This window comes from Micromonospora sp. NPDC051924, from assembly GCF_055586005.1.
This window is the reverse complement of record NZ_JBVJJA010000024.1, coordinates 60579-78917: the sequence shown is the minus strand read 5'-3', so window position 1 is coordinate 78917 and position 18339 is coordinate 60579. Positions and strand designations below refer to the sequence as shown.

The 18339-nt window shown below is 73.7% G+C and carries 18 protein-coding genes and 1 riboswitch; of the genes, 8 read left to right on the top strand and 10 right to left on the bottom strand.

Annotated features, from left to right (window positions below; genetic code table 11):
- Positions 1-2: 2 nt before the first annotated feature.
- Both ACZ6S5_RS20110 and ACZ6S5_RS20105 read right to left on the bottom strand, forming a co-directional pair.
- Complete coding sequence (locus tag ACZ6S5_RS20110) at positions 3-965, bottom strand: hypothetical protein (RefSeq protein WP_466002494.1); 963 nt, start codon at positions 963-965, stop codon at positions 3-5.
- A gap of 35 nt (positions 966-1000) precedes the next feature.
- Positions 1001-1210, bottom strand: a complete 210-nt coding sequence (locus ACZ6S5_RS20105) for a heavy-metal-associated domain-containing protein (RefSeq protein WP_466002492.1) — start codon at positions 1208-1210, stop codon at positions 1001-1003.
- 153 nt (positions 1211-1363) lie between these two features.
- On the opposite strand from ACZ6S5_RS20105, the gene ACZ6S5_RS20100 reads away from it, so the two are divergent.
- Both ACZ6S5_RS20100 and ACZ6S5_RS20095 read left to right on the top strand, forming a co-directional pair.
- Positions 1364-1663 (top strand): metal-sensitive transcriptional regulator, encoded by a 300-nt coding sequence (locus ACZ6S5_RS20100; RefSeq protein ID WP_046568942.1) that lies wholly within the window; start codon positions 1364-1366, stop codon positions 1661-1663.
- Positions 1664-1735: 72 nt separating this feature from the next.
- Positions 1736-2023 (top strand): SHOCT domain-containing protein, encoded by a 288-nt coding sequence (locus ACZ6S5_RS20095; protein ID WP_466002490.1) that lies wholly within the window; start codon positions 1736-1738, stop codon positions 2021-2023.
- A 57-nt stretch (positions 2024-2080) separates the two neighbouring features.
- Here the strand turns inward: ACZ6S5_RS20095 and ACZ6S5_RS20090 are convergent, their stop codons facing one another.
- Positions 2081-2713: a DUF305 domain-containing protein gene (locus ACZ6S5_RS20090; protein ID WP_466002488.1), complete on the bottom strand. Its 633-nt coding sequence runs from the start codon at positions 2711-2713 to the stop codon at positions 2081-2083.
- Between the two features lie 86 nt (positions 2714-2799).
- Positions 2800-3318 carry a hypothetical protein gene (locus tag ACZ6S5_RS20085; RefSeq protein WP_466002486.1) on the bottom strand — a complete coding sequence of 173 codons (519 nt, stop codon included), beginning with the start codon at positions 3316-3318 and terminating at the stop codon, positions 2800-2802.
- Positions 3319-3516: 198 nt separating this feature from the next.
- Here ACZ6S5_RS20085 and ACZ6S5_RS20080 point away from each other — a divergent pair, with 198 nt between their 5' ends.
- Both ACZ6S5_RS20080 and ACZ6S5_RS20075 read left to right on the top strand, forming a co-directional pair.
- Positions 3517-4827, top strand: a complete 1311-nt coding sequence (locus tag ACZ6S5_RS20080; RefSeq protein WP_466002484.1) for a YibE/F family protein — start codon at positions 3517-3519, stop codon at positions 4825-4827.
- Positions 4828-4981: 154 nt separating this feature from the next.
- Positions 4982-5112, top strand: a riboswitch (cyclic di-AMP (ydaO/yuaA leader).
- A 5-nt stretch (positions 5113-5117) separates the two neighbouring features.
- Positions 5118-6134: a coiled-coil domain-containing protein gene (locus ACZ6S5_RS20075; RefSeq protein WP_466002482.1), complete on the top strand. Its 1017-nt coding sequence runs from the start codon at positions 5118-5120 to the stop codon at positions 6132-6134.
- A gap of 69 nt (positions 6135-6203) precedes the next feature.
- On the opposite strand, the gene ACZ6S5_RS20070 is transcribed toward ACZ6S5_RS20075, so the two are convergent.
- A complete protein-coding gene (locus ACZ6S5_RS20070) occupies positions 6204-6881 on the bottom strand; it encodes a carbonic anhydrase (RefSeq protein WP_466002480.1) in 678 nt (225 codons plus the stop codon).
- A 216-nt stretch (positions 6882-7097) separates the two neighbouring features.
- Between ACZ6S5_RS20070 and ACZ6S5_RS20065 the strand changes: the two genes are divergently transcribed.
- Entirely contained in the window at positions 7098-7424 is a 327-nt protein-coding gene (locus ACZ6S5_RS20065) for a helix-turn-helix transcriptional regulator (RefSeq protein ID WP_466002478.1), read from the top strand.
- A gap of 57 nt (positions 7425-7481) precedes the next feature.
- A complete protein-coding gene (gene mycP, locus ACZ6S5_RS20060) occupies positions 7482-8720 on the top strand; it encodes a type VII secretion-associated serine protease mycosin (RefSeq protein WP_466002476.1) in 1239 nt (412 codons plus the stop codon).
- Positions 8721-8822: 102 nt separating this feature from the next.
- Here the strand turns inward: mycP and ACZ6S5_RS20055 are convergent, their stop codons facing one another.
- From ACZ6S5_RS20055 to eccCa, 4 genes are all read right to left on the bottom strand, one after another.
- Positions 8823-9104, bottom strand: coding sequence for a WXG100 family type VII secretion target (locus tag ACZ6S5_RS20055; RefSeq protein ID WP_073839147.1), 282 nt, complete (start codon positions 9102-9104; stop codon positions 8823-8825).
- 28 nt (positions 9105-9132) lie between these two features.
- Positions 9133-9441, bottom strand: coding sequence for a WXG100 family type VII secretion target (locus ACZ6S5_RS20050; RefSeq protein WP_123239542.1), 309 nt, complete (start codon positions 9439-9441; stop codon positions 9133-9135).
- 227 nt (positions 9442-9668) lie between these two features.
- A complete protein-coding gene (locus ACZ6S5_RS20045) occupies positions 9669-9935 on the bottom strand; it encodes a hypothetical protein (RefSeq protein ID WP_466002473.1) in 267 nt (88 codons plus the stop codon).
- A gap of 50 nt (positions 9936-9985) precedes the next feature.
- Positions 9986-13951 (bottom strand): type VII secretion protein EccCa, encoded by a 3966-nt coding sequence (eccCa, locus tag ACZ6S5_RS20040; protein ID WP_466002471.1) that lies wholly within the window; start codon positions 13949-13951, stop codon positions 9986-9988.
- 169 nt (positions 13952-14120) lie between these two features.
- Between eccCa and eccD the strand changes: the two genes are divergently transcribed.
- Positions 14121-15518 carry a type VII secretion integral membrane protein EccD gene (gene eccD, locus ACZ6S5_RS20035; RefSeq protein WP_466002469.1) on the top strand — a complete coding sequence of 466 codons (1398 nt, stop codon included), beginning with the start codon at positions 14121-14123 and terminating at the stop codon, positions 15516-15518.
- Here eccD and ACZ6S5_RS20030 read toward each other — a convergent pair.
- Positions 15502-16674 carry a type VII secretion protein EccE gene (locus ACZ6S5_RS20030; RefSeq protein ID WP_466002467.1) on the bottom strand — a complete coding sequence of 391 codons (1173 nt, stop codon included), beginning with the start codon at positions 16672-16674 and terminating at the stop codon, positions 15502-15504. The genes eccD and ACZ6S5_RS20030 overlap by 17 nt on opposite strands.
- Before the next feature lie 162 nt (positions 16675-16836).
- On the opposite strand from ACZ6S5_RS20030, the gene eccB reads away from it, so the two are divergent.
- Positions 16837-18327 (top strand): type VII secretion protein EccB, encoded by a 1491-nt coding sequence (eccB, locus tag ACZ6S5_RS20025; protein ID WP_466002465.1) that lies wholly within the window; start codon positions 16837-16839, stop codon positions 18325-18327.
- The last annotated feature ends 12 nt before the right edge of the window (positions 18328-18339 follow it).

Below are 18339 nucleotides of genomic sequence, written 5' to 3'. Positions count from 1 at the left end.
TGTCAGTTGTGTCCGTGACCCGGGGTGCCGTGGCCGGCGTCCGGGGTCGGTGCGGTGGTGGTGGTCGGCGCGGCCGGCGGCGGAACGTCGCCCACCACCACGGTGAACTCCGCGGTGTGCACCGCGTCGCCGTGCCGGAAGTCCAGGTAGAGGCGGTACGCCCCGGCCGAGGGCACCTCGGCGGCGAAGGTGACCGCCGGGCCGGCCGGGGTCCGCCCGTCGCCGGGCGCGCCCTCCGGGTGCACGTGCAGGTACGCCAGATCGCCCTGGCGCAGCGCCACCAGGTGCCCGTACGCCCCGAGGTAGGGCTGGAGGTCGGTGACCGGCCGCCCGTCCCGGCTGACGGTCAGGGTGAGCCGGCTGGACCGGCCGGGCTGCGGGGCGCCGGTCAGGGTGACCGTGTAGCCGTCGACGGTGGTGCTGGTGGCGGGTGCCGGCAGCGGCCGCTCGGCGAGCGCGCCGGGGACGGTGACGTCGACCCCGAGGGTCAGCGGCTCCCCGCCGGTCGGAGTGAAGTCGGCGAACGCCCGCCAGGCGCCCGGCCCGGCGAGCGGCGAGGCGACCCGCCAGGTGCCGTCGGCGGCCAGGTCCGGGTGAACGTGCCGGAAGCCGGACAGGTCGCGGCGGGCGACGATCAGGTGCATGCGCTTGTCGTGCGCCACGTCGAAGCGGGTGACCGGCCGGCCGTCCGGGCCGGTGATCCGGAAGGCGAACTCGCCGGCCGGGGCGGTAATCGGTTGCAGGGTGTAGCCGCGGTCGGAGACGAGCAGCCCGCCGGGCAGGTGGCCGGCGGCGTCGCCGCTCGCGTGGCCGGCGTCGGCGGAGTCGTGGTCGGGTGCGGTGGCGTCGTGGCGGGTCTCGGCGGCGGGGGTGACGGGGCCGGCCAGGTGACCGGCCCCGTACGCCGCGCCGAACACCGCCGCGAGGCCGAGGGCGAAGCCGCTCAGCTTAGTCGCCGTGTTCATCGTGGTACCTCGGTTCCTTCGGGTCTTCGGACCCGTCACGCCCCGACGAGGTCGTAACCGGCCTCGTCCACGGCGGCGCGGACGGCGTCCGTGTCCAACGGGCTCTCGCTGGTGACGGTGACCTGGCCGGAGGCCAGGTCCACCTGCACGTCGGTGACGCCCGCGAGGGCGCCGACCTCGGTGCTGACCGAGTTGACGCAGTGCCCGCAGGTCATGCCCTGCACCTGATAGGTGGTGTTGACCATCGCTACTCCCTTCCTGCCGCCCTCATCTTATACCCCCCAGGGGTAAGAGGTGGAGAGACGGCTGCCACTCTCGCCGTTGCCAATACCCGGTGGGGGTATCGGCGACAGATGCGACCGTACCATACCCCCGAGGGGTACGCTATCCTGGACGTCATGACCGCACCGACGACCCCGACCCGGGGCTACACCGCCAGCAAGGACCAGCTGCTCGCGCGGCTCCGCCGTATCGAGGGCCAGGTCCGCGGCATCGAGAAGATGGTCGAGGACGACCGCTACTGCATCGACGTGCTGACCCAGATCTCCGCCATCCAGGCCGCCCTGGACAAGGTCGGACTCGGCCTGCTCGACGGGCACGCCCGACACTGCATGCACGAGGGCGCCGCCGAGGGGCGCGCCGACGAGATGGCGACCGAGATGATGGCCGCCGTCGGCCGGCTGATGAAGCGCGGCTGACCAGGACTTCCGTCCCCCGGCGTCGGGTCGACCGACCCGGCCCGGACGAGCCGCCGTCAGCGTACGTTCAAGATGGCGACCGGGGCCGGCGCCACCCTCGCGCCGGACCGGCCGACCCTCGGGTACAGACGGGAGGGCGGCCAGATGATGTGGAACGGCCCGATGATGGGCTGGATGTGGATCTGGTCCCTGCTGGGGCTGGTGGTGCTGGTCGGGCTGGTGTGGCTGGTGATCCGCCTCACCGAGCGGGACCGCACCGGGAACACCCCCTCCTCGGCCCGGCGCGTCCTCGACGAGCGGTACGCCCGCGGCGAGATCGACGAGGAGGAGTACCGCCGCCGCCGCGCCGGCCTCGCCTGACCGGCCGACGCCGGGTGCCCGGGTCGCGGACGACCCCGGCACCCGGCGCGCTTCGGCTCAGAGCCGGTCGAGCATCTTCCGCATGGTGTCGATCTCACCCTGCTGAGCGGTGACGATCTGCTGGGCCAGCGCCTTGGCGTCCGGGTTGGCGCCCTGGGCCAGCTCGTCCTTCGCCATGGTGATCGCGCCCTCGTGGTGGGCGATCATCATGGTCAGGAACTGCTTGTCGAAGTCCGTGCCGGACGCCGCGGCGAGCTTCGTCATGTCGGCGTCGGACATCATCCCGGGCATGCCGTGATCCATCCCCGGCATGCCGTGCCCGGCGCTCGCCGACGGGGCCGGCCGGCCCCAGGCGGTGAGCCAGCCCGTCATGGTGGCGATCTCCGGCGCCTGGGCGCCCTTGATCTGCGCGGCCAGCTTCTTCAGCTCCGGGTCGGCGGCCCGGCTCTCGGCCAGCTCCGCCATCTGCACGGCCTGCTGGTGGTGCGGGATCATCATCTGGGCGAACATCACGTCCGCGTTTCCGAACGAGGCCGAGGCCCCGGCGGCGGGCGTGCCGGTGCCGCCCATGCCCGGCATGTCGTGGCCGGAACCGGACGTCGAGTTGCCGCCGCAGGCGGTGAGGACGAGGGCGGCGGTGGCGGTCGCGCCGGCCAGGGCGGCCCGACGCGCGAGGGTACGAGTGAACACGGTGGAAGAGCCTTTCGGTGTCGGAACGTAGGCAGCGGGCGGGGACGCGGGACGCCGGTGCTCCGGTGAACCCGCGTCGGACGCTCCTATCTGCGCAGCACCGACACCGTGGCGAGGCGTAGTCCGTACGGCCGGACCGGCGGGGCGCGCGGCCCGGCGGCGAGCCGGAGCGGTCCACCGACGGTCGGGCCGGCGGCCCACCGGGCTCCGAGCAGCACGGCGACCAGCAGTGCGACGGCGAACGCGCCGAGCACCGCCAGGCACACGTCCCAGCCGGACGGATGGCCACCGAGGTCGCCGAGCGGCAGGGCACGCAGGTGGCAGGCATCACCCGGGCAGTCCGGGGCCGTACCGGTGAGGACCGGGAGGTCCGCCATGGCGGCGAGGGCCGAATGAGCTGCCGGGCCGGCGAGAGCCGCGGGCGCTGCCAGTTCGGCGAGGGCCGCAGGCGCCGCCAGGTGGTGGCCGGTCCCGTCCTCCGTGCCGTGGTCGGCCGAGGTGTGCGTGCCGTGGCCAAGGGTGTGCATCGCGGTCAGCCCGACCAGGGTGCAGAGCAGCAGCAGGAGCCGGACCCACCGTCCGGTCGCCGCCGCCTCCGTCGCCACGGCAACCACGGTAGCGGGTGGCGCCGGGCGGCCCGGGAGGAACCGCCGGCCCCGTCCCGCGTCGGCCGCGCGGCGGGTCCCGCTGACTACCATTCCGGGCGACGACCCGGGCCTGCGTCACCCCGCGGGCACCCCCCGGCCGGCGAACCGACCGATCGGGTGACACCTATCCCGCTGTGAATCGTTGGGAGACTCGCGATGGGCGCCGACCACACTCGTCCCGCACCGTCCGCCCCGCCGGGCGTGCGGCGACTGCTCGTCGCCACGGTGGTGCCGCTCTTCGCGATCACGGTGATCGCCGCGCTGGTGCTCTGGCCCCGCGACACCCGGGAGCCGGCGAGCGGCCCGGACCTGCCGCGCTACCAGGGCACGGTGACCCGGGTGGTGACCGAGCCCTGCCCGGTGACGCCGGAGACCCCGGAGGGTGGTCCGGGCGGGTCCGAGGGTCCGTGCGGCACGGTCACCGTCGCCGCCGAGCAGGGGCCGGACGCCGGCCACCAGGTCGAGGCACCGGTCCCGTCCGGGCCGGGCGCGCCCCGGGTCGAGGTCGGCGACAGGATCATCCTGGTCGAGCTGACGGACCCGGCCGACCCGGCGACGAAGAGCTACAACATCGCCGAGCACCAGCGGGGTACGCCGCTGGTCTGGCTGGCCGTGCTCTTCGCCGTCGCCATCGTGGCCTTCGGCCGCTGGCGCGGGCTGGCCGCGCTGGGCGGTCTGGTCGCCAGCTTCGCCGTCCTGCTCGGCTTCGTGCTCCCCGGGATCGGCGCCGGCCAGCCGCCGCTGCTGGTCGCTATCGTCGGCGCCGCGCTGATCATGTTCGTGGTGCTCTACCTCACGCACGGCATCACCGCGCAGACCTCGGTGGCGGTCCTCGGCACCCTGGGCAGCCTGGTGCTCACCGGGGTCCTCGGCACGTTGGCCACCGCGGCCACCCACCTCACCGGCTTCGGCAGCGAGGACGCCACCACGCTCTCCATGTTCCAGCGGGACGTCGACCTGCACGGGCTGCTGCTCGCCGGCATCATCATCGGCTCGCTGGGCGTGCTGGACGACGTCACGGTCACCCAGGCGGCCACGGTCACCGAACTGGCGCACGCCAACCCGGGGCTGTCCCGGCGCCAGCTCTACCGGGCGGCCACCCGGGTGGGCCGGGCGCACATCGCGTCCACGGTCAACACCATCGTGCTGGCGTACGCGGGCGCGTCGCTCCCGCTGCTGCTCCTGCTCGTCGCCGACTCCCGGCCGGTCGGCGAGATCCTCACCAGTGAGTTCATGGCCCAGGAGATCGTCCGCAGCGCGGTGGCCACGCTCGGCCTGATCGCCGCCGTACCGCTGACCACCGGGCTGGCCGCGATGGTCACCACCGCCGGCCGGGGTGGGACCGCCAGCACGCCGGCCGGACCGGGCGGGCCGGTGACGCCGCGTCCGCCGGCGGCGCGGCACGACGTCCTGGCGGCGCTCGGGGAGCGGCACGGGCCGGAAAGGACCACGGAGCCGGCATGGTGACACTCCGCAGCGTGACCACCGATTTCAAACGCGACGCTGGTCACGCAGGGCCACGACGAAATAGGGCTTCTGGTCGGCTTCCGGACGTAGAACCCCGCACGCACTCTCGGGTAACCTCGCTCCCGGTCACCGCCGAAGGCGCGCAGCGGCGCCAGCGGTGCCACCGCCCAATCGCCCACGGGCGAGCCGGGGAACCAGGTACCTGGGGTGAATCCGCGCCAGCGGTAGGGGCCACTTCCGTCCCGAACCCGGCAGCTAACCCGGTCGGCGGTCGACGGAAGGGAACACTGTTGACGGCACCCCTGCGCCGCTGGTTGACACCCCTGGTGGCCGTGTTCGCCGCGTGCGCCGTCCTCGCCGGGCCCGCCCCGGCGCTGGCCGCGCCGACCAACCCCGCGCCCGCGGAGCACGAGGAGGACGGCGACCTCCTCATCACCGACGCCATCGCCCAGGCGAACAAGAACTACCTCCAGGCGAAGAACAAGCTGGAGAAGTCGAAGAAGCGCCAGCTCCAGCTGGCCCTGGAGGTCCGGGCGGCGCAGCAGCAACTCGACGCGCTGAGCCCGCAGGTCACCGCGATCGCGGCGCAGTCCTACCGGACCGGCCGGCTGGGTGCGATGACCATGCTGCTGGAGAGCAACACGCCCGACTCGTTCGTCCGCCGGGCCGCCGCGCTGGACGAGCTGAACATGGTGAACGCGCAGAAGCTCGCCGAGGTCAACGCGGCGAAGAACCGCGCCGAGCAGGCGAAGCTCGCCCTCGACGCCGAGGTGCGCGAGCAGCAGAAGCAGACCAACGTGATGGCCCGCGAGAAGGCCGAGACGGAGAAGGCACTGAAGTTGGTCGGCGGCATCGGCTTCACCGGCGGTCTGGTCTCGGCCACCTCCCCGGTTGCCCGGATGGGGCCCGGTCGGACGGCCGACGGCGACTGGAAGCCGGAGTCGTGCAGCGAGAACGACCCGACCACCTCCGGCTGCGTCACCCCGCGCACGCTGCACGCGTACAAGGAAGTGCGACGGGCCGGCTTCAATCGCTTCGCGGGCTGCTACCGCTCCGGTGGGCCGTGGGAGCATCCGAAGGGCCGGGCCTGCGACTGGTCGCTGCAGAAGAGCGGCTTCTCTCCCTGGCACAACAACGACACGCGGATGTACGGCAACAACGTCGCCGCCTTCCTCATCCGCAACGCCGACCGGCTGGGCATCTACTACGTGATCTGGAACCGGCAGATCTGGTTCCCGGCGACCGGTTGGAAGTCGTACAGCGGACCATCCAACCACACCGACCACGTGCACATGTCGCTGCTGTAGCGACCTCGTGCACCGGCAGGGGCCGTCCCGCACGTGCGGGACGGCCCCTGTGGCGTTTCCGGTATCGGTTCAGCCGGCGACGGTGGTGGGCGCCGGGTCCGTGGCCGCGGCCGGGCCGGGCAGCGTCGGGGTCGGCGTGCGGGCCGGTACCTCGGCCACCGTCCGCACCTCGCCCGCGCTGAGCCGGTACGACATGCCGACCACCCCGCACCGCCCGGCGGACACCCGCTCGGCGAGTACGGCGGAGCGGGCCAGCATGGCCTCCACGGTCTGCGCGATGTGGATGTCGACGATGCCGTCGACGTCCTCGACGCCCTCCCGGGCGGCCCGCAGCAGGCTGGGGGCGACGGCGTCCACCAGCGCGCCGAGGTGCCCGGCGGCGGACGTGCCGGTGCGCACCGACTCGCGGGCGGCCTGCACCGCGCCGCAGGAGTCGTGGCCGAGCACCACGACCAGCGGGGTGCCGAGGACGGTGACCGCGTACTCGACGCTGCCGAGCACCTCGGGCCCGACGGTGTGCCCGGCGGTACGGACCACGAAGAGGTCGCCGAGGCCCCGGTCGAAGATGATCTCGGCGGCGAGCCGGGAGTCGGAGCAGCCGACGATCACCGCGAACGGGTGCTGGCCGTCGGCGACGGCGGCGCGGTGGCCGGCATCCTGATTGGGATGGCGGGGGGCGCCGGTGACGAACCTGCGGTTACCGGCGGACAGCTCCGCGAGTGCCTGTTCCGGAGTGGTCGGCGTCAATGCAGTGCCTTCCTACGACCTGGTCGACCCGGCCGACGGCGGAGGCGGCCTCGCCGACCACCGTCACACGCAGCAGAAGGCGCGTCAAGGTTTACACGAAGCACGTTTCGTGCGTTGAACCACACTTGACGGCGGGCCGGGCGGCCACAGGTTCGGGGCCCGCCGGCGCGTTTCGGGACCGGGCCAGGGGCGGCCGACGCCACGCCGGGCCATACCATGGCCACCATGGCGACGACAGCGGGCGGGAACGGGAGCCCCCGGAACTGGACCTTCCTCACCAACCACGGGCACGTGCTGCTGGCGATCGCGCGCAACCCCACCGCCCGGCTGCGCGACGTGGCCGACGAGGTGGGGGTGACCGAACGCGCCGCCCAGGCGATCGTCGCGGACCTGGAGGCCGGCGGCTACCTGCGGCGTACCCGGGTGGGCCGGCGCAACGAGTACACGATCAACCCGAGCGGCCACTTCCGCCACCCGGCCGAGGCCGACCAGCAGGTCGGCGCCCTGCTGGCGCTCTTCACCACCGAGCCCGCGGAGGGCTGACACCGTCCACCGCGCCCGTCACCGCACGACGGGCGGGGCGACGGTAGTCTCACCCGCGTGCGCGACAGCTTGCGGTCGGACGGGACGACGGTGAACGCCGGTACCGGACACCGATTCCGGTCCATCCTCAGTGGAGCGGTCGCGGCGCTGCTCGGCACCGCCCTGGTGGCGCCCGCCCCGGCCGCGGCGGCGCCGCCGAAGTGCGGCCCGCCCGGCAACCCCGCCCCGACCCAACCGACCTGGGCACTGGACCGGCTCGCCCCGGAGGCGGCCTGGCGCGTGACCCGGGGCAGCGGGATCACCGTGGCGGTGATCGACTCCGGCGTCTCGCCCCGGCACCCGCTGCTCCGCGGCAAGGTGCTGCCGGGCACCGACTTCAACCACCTGGCCCAGCTCGAAGGGCAGTGCGACCTCGTCGGCCACGGCACCCTGGTCGCGGGCATCATCGCCGGCCGGGAAGGCACCGGCGTGCCGTTCAGCGGGGTCGCGCCCGAGGCGAGGATCCTGCCGATCCGCATCCTGGCCGACAACCAGCGCACCTTCGACGAGTCGATCCCCGCCGAGATCGGGAAGGCGATCCGGTGGGCGGTCGACCACGACGCCGACGTGATCAACCTGTCCCTGGTGACCCTGAACAGGAAGGAGCTCAAGGACGCCGTCGACTACGCCCTCAGCAAGGACGTCGTCCTGGTGGCCGCCGCCGGCAACCGGCAGGAGAACCAGCAGGACCAGCCGGCGTACCCGGCCGCGTACGACGGGGTGATCGCCGTCGCCGGCATCGACGAGAAGGGCGAGCACGTCGGCAGCTCGGTCACCGGGGACTATGTGGACATCGCCGCGCCCGGCCTGAACATCGCCGGCCCGGCCCCCGGCGGCTCGGGCTACCTCTACGAGCCGCAGGGCGGCACCAGCTTCGCCGCCGCGTACGTCTCCGGGGTGGCCGCCCTGATCCGGGCCGCGCATCCGGAGCTCACCCCCGAACAGGTCCGCTACCGGCTGACCCGGACCGCCGACAACCCGCCCGACGGGCACAACGCCGAGGTCGGGTACGGGATGGTCGACCCGTACCGGGCGGTGACCAGCCTGCTGGGCACCCGGGCCAACCCGCCGCTCGGCGCGATGCCGAAGCCCGAGCCGCCGGCCGACCCACTGGCGTGGCAGCGGACCGTGGCGATCTGGGTGGCCGCCGTCGGCGTGCTGCTCGCCGCCGTCCTGCTGACCCTCCGGCCGATCCTGACCCTCGGCCGCCGGCGCGGCTGGCGCCCCGGGCGTCGCCCCCCGGCGCTGGACGCCTGACCGGGCCGAAACCGCCCTGAGGGGCACTGCTCCGGGTCGCCCGGAAAGCACTGCGGCTCCGACCCGGCAGAGCCGGACCGGAGCCGCAGAAGACCAGTCGGGTCAGTTACCCCAGACCTTCGAGTTGCTCATCTCGGTGGTCATGTAGTTCTCGCGCGCGATGCCGACCGCCTGGCCGATGTCGTTCAGGACCTTGTTGATGTCCCGAACGGCGGCGTCCCACTGAGCCTGGTGCTGCTGGTAGGCGACGCGGTCCTGGCCCTCCCACTCGAGCCTGGTCAGCATCGACCGCAGCGTGTCCAGCTTCTCGTCGATGGTCCGCGAGATGGCCTGCATCTGCTGGTTGCTGCTCTCGAGGACAGCGTAGTCAACCTTGATGCTCATCAGTTCCTCCTCTGCCTGTCTTCGCGGATCACGGGTTGAGAGCAGAGTGGAACTTGTCCAGCATCTGCTGCTGCTCTTCGTCGTTGACCTGGTGCGTCGTGCCCGACTTGTCGAGCAGGTCGGCAATGTTGTCCATCGCCGTCAGCAGCTTGACCGTGTCCTCGTTCCAGCGCGTCATGAGCGACTGGAAACCGGTCGACGCCTGGCCCTTCCAGGCCATCGCCAGGTCGTCGACCACGTTCCACAGCTTCTTGAGCTCGCCATCGACGTCGCTGCGCGTGGACCGCACGTCACTCGCGGCGGTGTGCAGAGTCGCTGCACTGACCTCGAACGCCATGCTTCACACCCTTCCGTCATCTTCGTGGCGGCGGATCCGCCGCGCCCCTCCCCCGCGGCAAGGCGTACGCACCCCACCGACGGACACTTCAATCAGACCGTAGCGGACGACGTCCAACCCGCGCAGCCCTGCCTTCGGACCGTGCTGATGCCGCACGCCAAGAGCCGCAACGGATCACACCGACGACAGTACGAGATGGACGGTCGCCCACCGCACGCTCCCCCTCCTCACGACGGCCGCCGGTAGGACTTCACGTGCATCACCAGGCCGAACGCCAGGACGGCCAGCAGCAGCGCCACGGCCGGCCACAGCACCGGCTTCTCGACCGCCCGCCGGGCGACCACGACCAGGAGCGCGACGGCCCCGGTGAGGATCGCCACCTCGGCGCCCCGGCGGGCCCGCGCCGAACGGCCGAGTTGGGCGACCAGGGCGAGCCCGAGAAAGACCGGGAACGCGACCAGGAAGTACAGGAACAGCCAGTAGTCCAGGCCCATCGCGGCTCCTCTCTCGCGTCACCGGTAAGCGATCGACATCCGTTGGTCCCTCAGGCGGGCTCCGTCCACGCGGTCTGGATCAACTGCTGCCCGTCCCGGCGGCGGACCATGGTGCCCCGGCCCGGCGGCTGCGGGCTCGGCCGCAGGTTGCCGAAGACCGCGCCCTCCTCCCGGTTGCCGGACATCAGCAGGCCCGGCGAGTCCAGCTCGCGCAGGCGTTGCAGCACCGGCTCGTAGAGCGCCCGGGCCACGCCGCCGACCCGCCGCGTGATGATCAGGTGCAGGCCGATGTCCCGGGCCTGCGGCAGCAGCTCGGTCAACGCGCTGAGCGGGTTGTTCCCGCCGGAGGCGACCAGGTCGTAGTCGTCGACCAGGATGTAGAGGTCCGGCCCCTTCCACCAGCTCCGGTCGCGCAGCTGGGCGGTGGTCACGTCCGGGCCGGGCAGCCGGTTCTGCAGGGCGCTGCGGATCGAGCCGAGTCCCTGGCTGAACACCTGGTTGGACGGCGCGTAGTCGAGCAGGTGGTCGCCCTCCACCGCGCCGAGCAGGCCACGCCGGTAGTCGGCGATGACCAGCCGGGCCTGCGCCGGGGTGTACCGCTCGGCGATGCCCCGGGCGATCAGGCGCAGCAGGTTCGTCTTGCCGCACTCCGCGTCGCCGAACACGGTCAGGTGCGGTTCGTTCGTCAGGTCCAGGTATACCGGGGCGAGCGCCGACTCGTTGACGCCGATCGGGATGCCCGGGACCGAACGGTCGACGACCTTCGCCAGCTCGGTGACCGGCAGCTTGCGCGGCAGCAGCCGGACCTTCGGCGCCGGGCGCCCCGGCCAGTTGGCCGCCACGTGCCGGGCCAGCGCGACCGACGCCTCGGTCAGGTCCTCGATGTCGCGCTTGCCGTCGATCCGCGAGACCCCGGCGAGGAAGTGCAGCTTGTCGCGGGTCAGACCGCGACCGGGCGAGCCGACCGGCACGTTCTGCGCGGCCCGGCGGTCGATCTCCGACTCGGCCGGGTCGCCCAGCCGCAGCTCCAGCTTGGTGCCGAGCAGGTCGCGCATGTTGATCCGGATCTCCGCCCACCGCACGGCGGTGACCACCACGTGTACGCCGAAACCGAGGCCACGGTTGGCCAGGTTGGTGATGGTCTGCTCCAGCTCCTCGTACTCCTGGCGCAGGGTGTTCCAGCCGTCGACCACCAGGAAGATGTCGCCGAACGGGTCGTCGGCGAACTCCCCGGCCGCGCGGCGCCGGCGGTAGCTGGCCACCGAGTCGATGCCGTGCTGGGTGAACCGCAGCTCCCGCTCGTCGATGATCGCGACCACCTCGGCGACGGTCCGCCGGACCGCCTCGGTGTCCCGCCGCCCGGCCACCCCGGAGGTGTGCGGCAGGCCGTCCAGGCTGCGTAGCGCGCCACCGCCGAAGTCGAGGCAGAAGAACTGCACCTCGCGCGGGGTGTGGGTGAGCGCCAGCGAGGCGAGCATCGAGCGCAGCATGGTGCTCTTGCCGCTCAGCGAGGCGCCGACGATGACCACGTTGCCGCCCGCACCGGACAGGTCGACCATCATCGGATCGCGCCGCTGCTCGTACGGTCGATCGACGATGCCGACCGGCACGGTGAGCCGGCCGCGCCCCGGCCAGTCGGCGGTGGTCAGGCCGTACGTCGGGTGCACCTTCAGCGGCGGCAGCAGCTCGGCCAGGCCCGGCGGGTCGGCCAGCGGCGGCAGCCAGACCTGGTGCGCCTCGCGACCCTGGCCCTTGAGCCGGTCGATGAGCACGTCCAGCATCGCCACGGCCTTGCCGTCGCCGGTCTGCTCCGGCTCGGGCGCGGTCTCCACCCGGGCCGGCGCGGCCGGCGCCGGCACGTAGTCGATGCCGTACGGGACGATGCGCCGCTGCACCTGCGCCCGGGTGGACCGCTGCACCTGCCCCGGCGCCCGGTACGGCCCGGAGACGTACGCCGCCCGGAACCGGAGCATGGTGCTGGTGTCGGTCTTGAGGTAACCGTGGCCGGGCGCGTTCGGCAGCTCGTACGCGTCGGGCACGCCGAGCACGATCCGGCTCTCCACCGCCGAGAAGGTCCGCAGGCCGATCCGGTACGACAGGTGGGTGTCGAGTCCCCGGAGCTTCCCCTCTTCCAACCGCTGGCTCGCCAGCAGCAGGTGCACGCCGAGCGACCGGCCGAGCCGGCCGATCATCACGAACAGGTCGATGAAGTCCGGCTTGGCGGCGAGCAGCTCGCTGAACTCGTCGCAGATGATGAGCAGGCTGGGCATCGGCTCCAGCGGCTCACCGGCCGCCCGGGCCTTCTCGTAGTCGTACCGGGAGACATAGTTGCCGGCCGCCCGCAGCACCTCCTGGCGGCGGTTCATCTCGCCGGCCAGGGCGTCGCGCATCCGGTCGACCAGCGGCAGCTCGTCGGAGAGGTTGGTGATCACCGCGCTCGTGTGCGGCAACGCGTCCAGCGAGGCGAAGGTGGCGCCACCCTTGAAGTCGACCAGGACGAAGTTGAGCTCCTCGGACGAGTGGGTCACCGCCAGCGCCCCCACCACCGTCCGCAGCAGCTCGCTCTTGCCCGAACCGGTCGCGCCGATGACCAGGCCGTGCGGACCCATGCCCTCGTGCGCGGACTCCTTGAAGTCCAGCTCGACCACGTTGCCGTCCGGCCCGACGCCGAGCGGGATGCGCAGCCGGTCGCGGTGGCTGCGCGGCCGCCAGGTCTGCCGGGTGTCCACGGCGGCCGCGTCGCCGACGCCGAGCAGATCCGGCAGCTCCATGCTGCGGGCCAGCGGCTCCTCGGTGCTGGCGCCCTGCTGCTGGGAAAGCCGGTAGGGGGCGATCTGCCGGGCCAGGCCCTCGGCCGCCGCCAGGCTGAGCCGGTCCGGCCTGCCGAGCCGGGACGTGGTCGTGCCCCGGACCAGGTCCAGCCCGGTGCCGTCCCCGGCGTCCAGGCAGAGCAGCCAGCGGCCCGCGTCGCGCGGGACCGTGCCGGAGAGGTCGATGACCGTGGCGCCGAGCAGGCCCGGCCCCATCAGCGCACAGGTCGCCGAGACCTCGCCGCCGTCGAGCACCACCACGATGTGCGGGGCCGTGGTGAGCGGCTTCGCCTCCGGCGCGAACCGTGGGCGGCCGCCCAGCTCGTTGGCGAGCGCCGTCTCGGCCTCGGCCAGGCTGGCGAAGACCATCCGGCGGGCGCCCGCCGCGTCCGTACGCCCCGGGTGCTGGGCGTGCGGCAGCCACTTCACCCAATCCCACATCGGCTGTCGGTCGTGCGCGGCCACCACCGCGACGATCAGGTCGTCCGGGGCGTGGAAGGTGACCAGCTGCCCCAGCGCGGCCCGGGCCAGGCCGAGCACCGCCTCCCGCTCGCCGCGCAGCGCGATCCGGCTGAACGCGCGCAGCGACAGCGCGGTGGGCAGGTCCGGCACGCTGGAGTGGGCCCGGACGAACCGGCGCAGCGCGATCGCGCTCATCGGCTCCAGGTCCTCCACCGGCTTGGTCTCCGGCGGCACGATCTCCACGGCCAGCCGCTGCGGGCCGAGCGCGATCCGGGACTCGCCGAAGTCGTCCTCGGTGATCCGCCGTTCCCAGAGCCGCCGCGAGGCCGCGACCGACCAGAGCGCGTCCGGCTCCGGGTGCCGCCAGGTCATCGCCGCGCGCTGCTGCTCGGCGGCCCGCCGGGTGCGCTTGCGCATCTGGGTCAGGTAGCGCATGTAGTCACGCCGCTGGGCGTTCAGCTCGGCCTTGTCGTTACCCCCGTTGCCGAGGGTGCCGACCGCCATGCCGAGCATCGAGACGCCGAACAGGCCGCCGGCGACGTACGTCATCATGCCGCCGCCGCGCCCGGCGTAGAGGAAGGCCATCGCGCCGACGCCACAGAGCATCGGCAGGATCATCAACACCTGGCCCATGCCCCGGGGCTGCTGCTCGGGCAACTCCGGCGGGGACTCCAGCAACACCTCGCCGCGCGGCAGCGCGGGCCCCGGTTGACGCGGAAGCCGGCGGAACACCACCGTACTCACGGCTCTCCTCCCCAGAAGTGGCCCTGATCGTGGTCTGCCAACGGCCCGAGACGTCGGGTGGGCAACCTGTGCGACCGCCATCGTAGGTAATCTCCCGGAGGCGTCGTGGACCCATGGGGGGCGACGTCACCGGCCGAGGTGGATCGTAGGCGAGCACGAGGAGGCCACAGTGGCGACGAAGACGGCGACCGGCGGGCTGAGCCGGATCACCATCGTGGCGCCCCGGACCAGGATGGATCTGGCGGTGCCGTCGGACGTCCCGCTGGCCGACCTGCTGCCCACCCTGTTGCGGTACGCCGGTGAGGACCTGGCCGACGAGGGCGTGCGGCACGGCGGGTGGAGCCTGTCCCGGCTCGGCGGGCCGCCGCTGGACGGCGGCCGTACCGCCGCGCAGCTCGGCGTCCGGGACGGCGAGGTGCTCTACTTCAACCCCCGGGCCTCGGCGGCGCCCGAGATCGTCTTCGACGACGTGGTGGACGCGGTCGCCACCGCCACCAACCAGCGTCCCGGCACCTGGCAGGTCGGCACCACCCGCTCGTTCGCGGTGCTGTTCGCCGGGGCGGCCCTGGCGGCCGGCGCGGTGGCGGCGCTCTTCGCCGGCCCGCCGCAGCTGCCCGGGGCGCTGGCCGCGCTGGTGGTCTCCCTCGCCCTGCTGGTGACCTCGGCGGTGCTGTCGAGGGCGGCCGGCGACAGCCGTACCGGTGCCGTGCTGGCCATGGCCGGCCTCGGCTACGCGGCGATCGGCGGCCTGCTGGTGCTCGCCGGGGACCGGAAGCTGAGCGACCTGGCCAGCCCGCACGTGCTGATGGCCGCGACCGCGGTGGTGCTCTTCGGCGCGGTGGCCGCGCTCGCCGTCGGCGACCGGTTGCCGCTCTTCCTCGGCGCGGTGGCGGTGGGCGTCGCCGTCGGCATCGGCGCGGTGCTCTGCCTGGCCTTCGGCATCGGCGCGGCGGCCGCCGCGGCGGTGGTCGCGACGATCGCGTTCGCCGCCCTGCCGGCGCTGCCGATGGTCTCCTACCGGCTGGCCCGGCTGCCGGTGCCGTCGATCCCGACCGGCCCGGACGACCTGAGGACCGACACCGAGTCGGTGGACGGCCCGCAGGTGCTGCGCAACAGCGAGCGGGCCGACTCCTTCCTGACCGGCCTGCTGTGGACGGTCTCGGTGCTGGTTCTCGGCGGTCAGCTCGTGCTGGCCGACAACGGCCGGCTGCCGTCGGTGCTGCTCTGCCTGGTGCTGGCTCTGCTCTCGCTGCTGCGCGCCCGCCCGTTCATCGGCCGGGCCCAGCGCACTCCGGTGCTGCTGGCCGGCACGGTCGGTCTCGGGCTGGCGGCCGCGGCGACCTTCGGCGCCGGCTCGCTCCCGGTCCGGCTCGGGCTGATCCTGGGCGGCCTGCTGCTGGCCGCGCTGATCAGCCTGATCTACGGGCTGACCGTGGCGGGCAAGCGGATCTCGCCGGTCTGGGGACGCACCCTGGACATCGTCGAGATCCTGCTGATCGTCGCCCTGGTGCCGCTGGCCGTCTGGGTCTGCGGCCTCTACGGCTGGATCGTCAACCTTCGACCGTGACCGTGCCCATCACGGTGGCCACCGGCGCGGTGGCGTAGACGCCGGGGCCGTGCTGCCCGTCCAGCGGGCGGGCCGGCACACCGGACCGCTTGGCCACGTCCCGGACGACCTTCACCAGCGCGGCGGCGTGCCCGTCCATCGCCGCCACCCGCAGCAGCGGGGGCACCCGGCGGCCGCCGGGGAGTACCACCGCCGCGACCGTGTGCGACGGGGCGGAGGTGGCGGTCACCGCGTCCACCAGCGCGCCGAGCGAGCCGTTGGGGCGGACCCGCAGGGCCAGGCAGCGCTGCGTCCAGCCGCCACCGCTGAGGCTGGTCCAGCTCTCCACCGGGGCCTGCGGCGCGAGGTCGAGCCCGGCGCCGGAGACCACCGCCGCGTGCAGCTCGTCCCGGCCGAGGACGCGGTGGTGGAGGCCGGCGGCGTTCAGCGCCTTGCCCAGCCGGCCCATGCCGGCGGCGACGGTACGGTGCACCCCGCGCAGGCCGCCGCCCCGGCTCACCGTCTCGGCGCGGGCGTCGGCGACGGAGAGGCGCAGCGCCACCCAGACCGTCCGGTGCGCCGCCGGCGGGCCACCCGGCGCCGGGTACCAGACCAGGGTGTGCGAGACGACCTGGGCCTGGGTGACCGGGCCGGCGAGGTCGGCGAGCACCGCGAGCGCCCGGTCCACCACGGCCGCCTCGATCGAGCCGGCGGGGCTGCCCGGACGGCCGGTCAGCGCGACCGCCGCGAACCAGCCCCGCTCGTCCTGCCCGACGCCGATCCGGGTGCCGCGCTCGGTCAGCTCGACCACCGTCAGCTCGGGGGCGAGGGCGGCCAGTCGCGGATCGCCGGACGGCACCGCGCCCCGCGCCCGGTCGCGGCGCCGGCGCAGCCGGCGGCGGAGCGTCAGGTCCTCGTACCACCAGCGGCCGCCGCGCCGGGCGAAGGCGGCCACCACCGCGATCAGCGCCACCGCGCCGACGGCCGGGAGCAGCCAGGGCGGGCCGGCAGTGGCGAACCACACGGCGAGCGCGGCGCACTCCAGCACCACCAGCTGGCCGACCACGACCGGGCCGAGCCGGCCGCGTCGACGCCTGTCGGCGGGGGTGACCGGACGGTCGTCCGGGGTAGCGGGGGCGGTCGCCGTACGGCCGGGTGGCGCCTGGACCTGCGTCATCGGTGAGCGTCCCTTCTGGACATCCTGGGCATCCGCCGGATCGGTGCGACGTCGGAGGGCGGGCGGGGTCCCGGTGGACCCCCGACGGCCCCTTATCGTAGGGAAGCCCGCGACGGAGTTCGGACCTGATCGTCGCGGACCCACCCCCGTCGGAGGTTAGTCATGCGGACCCGCCGCGATCAGGTGCAGGCGTACCGCTTCGTCACCCGCCGCATCGTCTCCGCACTGCTCTCCGGTGACCCGGAGACCAACGACCTGCCGATGCGGCGGCTCGGCATGGCGGTGTTCGGCAGCATCGTCGCCGCCGCCGTGGTGCTCGGCGGCGCGGGCGCGTACGGGCAGTTCACCGGCAACGCCGCGCCGTTGGAGCCGAACACGCTGGTGATCGAGCGGGAGACCGGCGCCACCTACGTCTTCACCGACGACGGGTTGCTGCACCCCACGCTCAACTACGCCTCCGCCCGGCTGATCCTCAACGAGGCCGACGCCCCGGTGCGTACCATGTCGCAGGCCGCCATCAAGGACCGCCCGCGCGGCCGGACGGTCGGCATCGTGGGCGCGCCGGACGACGTGCCGGACCGGAAGTCCCTGGTCGGCCTCCCCTGGTCGGTCTGCGACGTGCCCGACCCGGTCGACCCGCAGCGCTCCACCACGCGGCTCGTGATCGACCGGCAGTTGCCGGGCGGCACCCCGCTCACCGACGAGGCGGTGCTGGTCCGGGTGGACGGCACCCGGTACCTGCTCACCGGGGGCGCACAGCTGCGCGTCGCCGGCGACGAGCAGGCCCTGGTCGCGCTGAAGATGGCCGGCGCGCCCACGCTGACCGTGGGGCAGCAACTGCTCAACGCGGTGCCGGTCGGGCCGGAGCTGCGCAAGCCGAGCATCGACGGGTACGGCGGCTCCAGCAGCGTGTCGGTGGCCGACCGGCCGGCACGGATCGGCCAGGTGTTCCGGGCCGCCGACCAGTACTACGTGCTCACCCGGCAGGGGCTGGTGGCGGTCAAGGAGATGACCGCGCTGCTGCTGCTCGGCGACGGCGGTCAGATCACCGACATCACCCCGTCCCAGGTCGGCGAGCTCCTCACCGACCGGCGGCTGGACGCCGAGGGCCTGCCGCAGAAGCTGCCCGCGCTGCACGAGGTCCGGGCCGGGCGCCCCGTGCTCTGCGCCAGCTACCGGTCGGGCGGGCCGGGCCAGCCGCCGACCACCACGCTGGAGGTCTACGACCAGCGGCCGGCCGAGCTGACCGCGACGACCGGGGTCGCCGCGCGGCAGAGCGCCCGGGACGCGGTGCGGACCGCCGAGAGCGTGCTGCTGCCCGGTGGCAAGGGCGTGCTGGTGCAGGCGGCGGCCGGGGACACCGGGAAGGCGGCAGCCGGCTCGACGGTCTACCTGATCACCGCCCAGGGGGTCCGCTACCCGCTCGGCACCGCCTCCGGAGACGCCCGCGCCGCCCTCGGGTACGGCGGCGTGACGCCGCTGGCGGTGCCCGCCTCGCTGCTGGCCCTGGTGCCGACCGGGCCGGCGCTGGAGCGGCGGGACGCGATGAGCTTCTTCGACCCGGGTGCCCCGTCGGGCGACGCCGCAGCGGACAAGCCGGACCAGCCAGACACTCCGGCGCCGTCAGGATCGTCGCCCGCGCAGGGCGGATGACCGGCATCGGCG

Bases quoted from the DNA above. Each gene is read 5' to 3' on its own strand.
- ACZ6S5_RS20110 (WP_466002494.1), bottom strand. From the start codon at position 965: ATGAACACGGCGACTAAGCTGAGCGGCTTCGCCCTCGGCCTCGCGGCG.
- ACZ6S5_RS20105 (WP_466002492.1), bottom strand. From the start codon at position 1,210: ATGGTCAACACCACCTATCAGGTGCAGGGCATGACCTGCGGGCACTGC.
- ACZ6S5_RS20100 (WP_046568942.1), top strand. From the start codon at position 1,364: ATGACCGCACCGACGACCCCGACCCGGGGCTACACCGCCAGCAAGGAC.
- ACZ6S5_RS20095 (WP_466002490.1), top strand. From the start codon at position 1,736: ATGGCGACCGGGGCCGGCGCCACCCTCGCGCCGGACCGGCCGACCCTC.
- ACZ6S5_RS20080 (WP_466002484.1), top strand. From the start codon at position 3,517: ATGGGCGCCGACCACACTCGTCCCGCACCGTCCGCCCCGCCGGGCGTG.
- ACZ6S5_RS20065 (WP_466002478.1), top strand. From the start codon at position 7,098: ATGGCCACCATGGCGACGACAGCGGGCGGGAACGGGAGCCCCCGGAAC.
- ACZ6S5_RS20055 (WP_073839147.1), bottom strand. From the start codon at position 9,104: ATGAGCATCAAGGTTGACTACGCTGTCCTCGAGAGCAGCAACCAGCAG.
- ACZ6S5_RS20050 (WP_123239542.1), bottom strand. From the start codon at position 9,441: ATGGCGTTCGAGGTCAGTGCAGCGACTCTGCACACCGCCGCGAGTGAC.
- ACZ6S5_RS20045 (WP_466002473.1), bottom strand. From the start codon at position 9,935: ATGGGCCTGGACTACTGGCTGTTCCTGTACTTCCTGGTCGCGTTCCCG.
- ACZ6S5_RS20030 (WP_466002467.1), bottom strand. From the start codon at position 16,674: ATGACGCAGGTCCAGGCGCCACCCGGCCGTACGGCGACCGCCCCCGCT.
- eccB (WP_466002465.1), top strand. From the start codon at position 16,837: ATGCGGACCCGCCGCGATCAGGTGCAGGCGTACCGCTTCGTCACCCGC.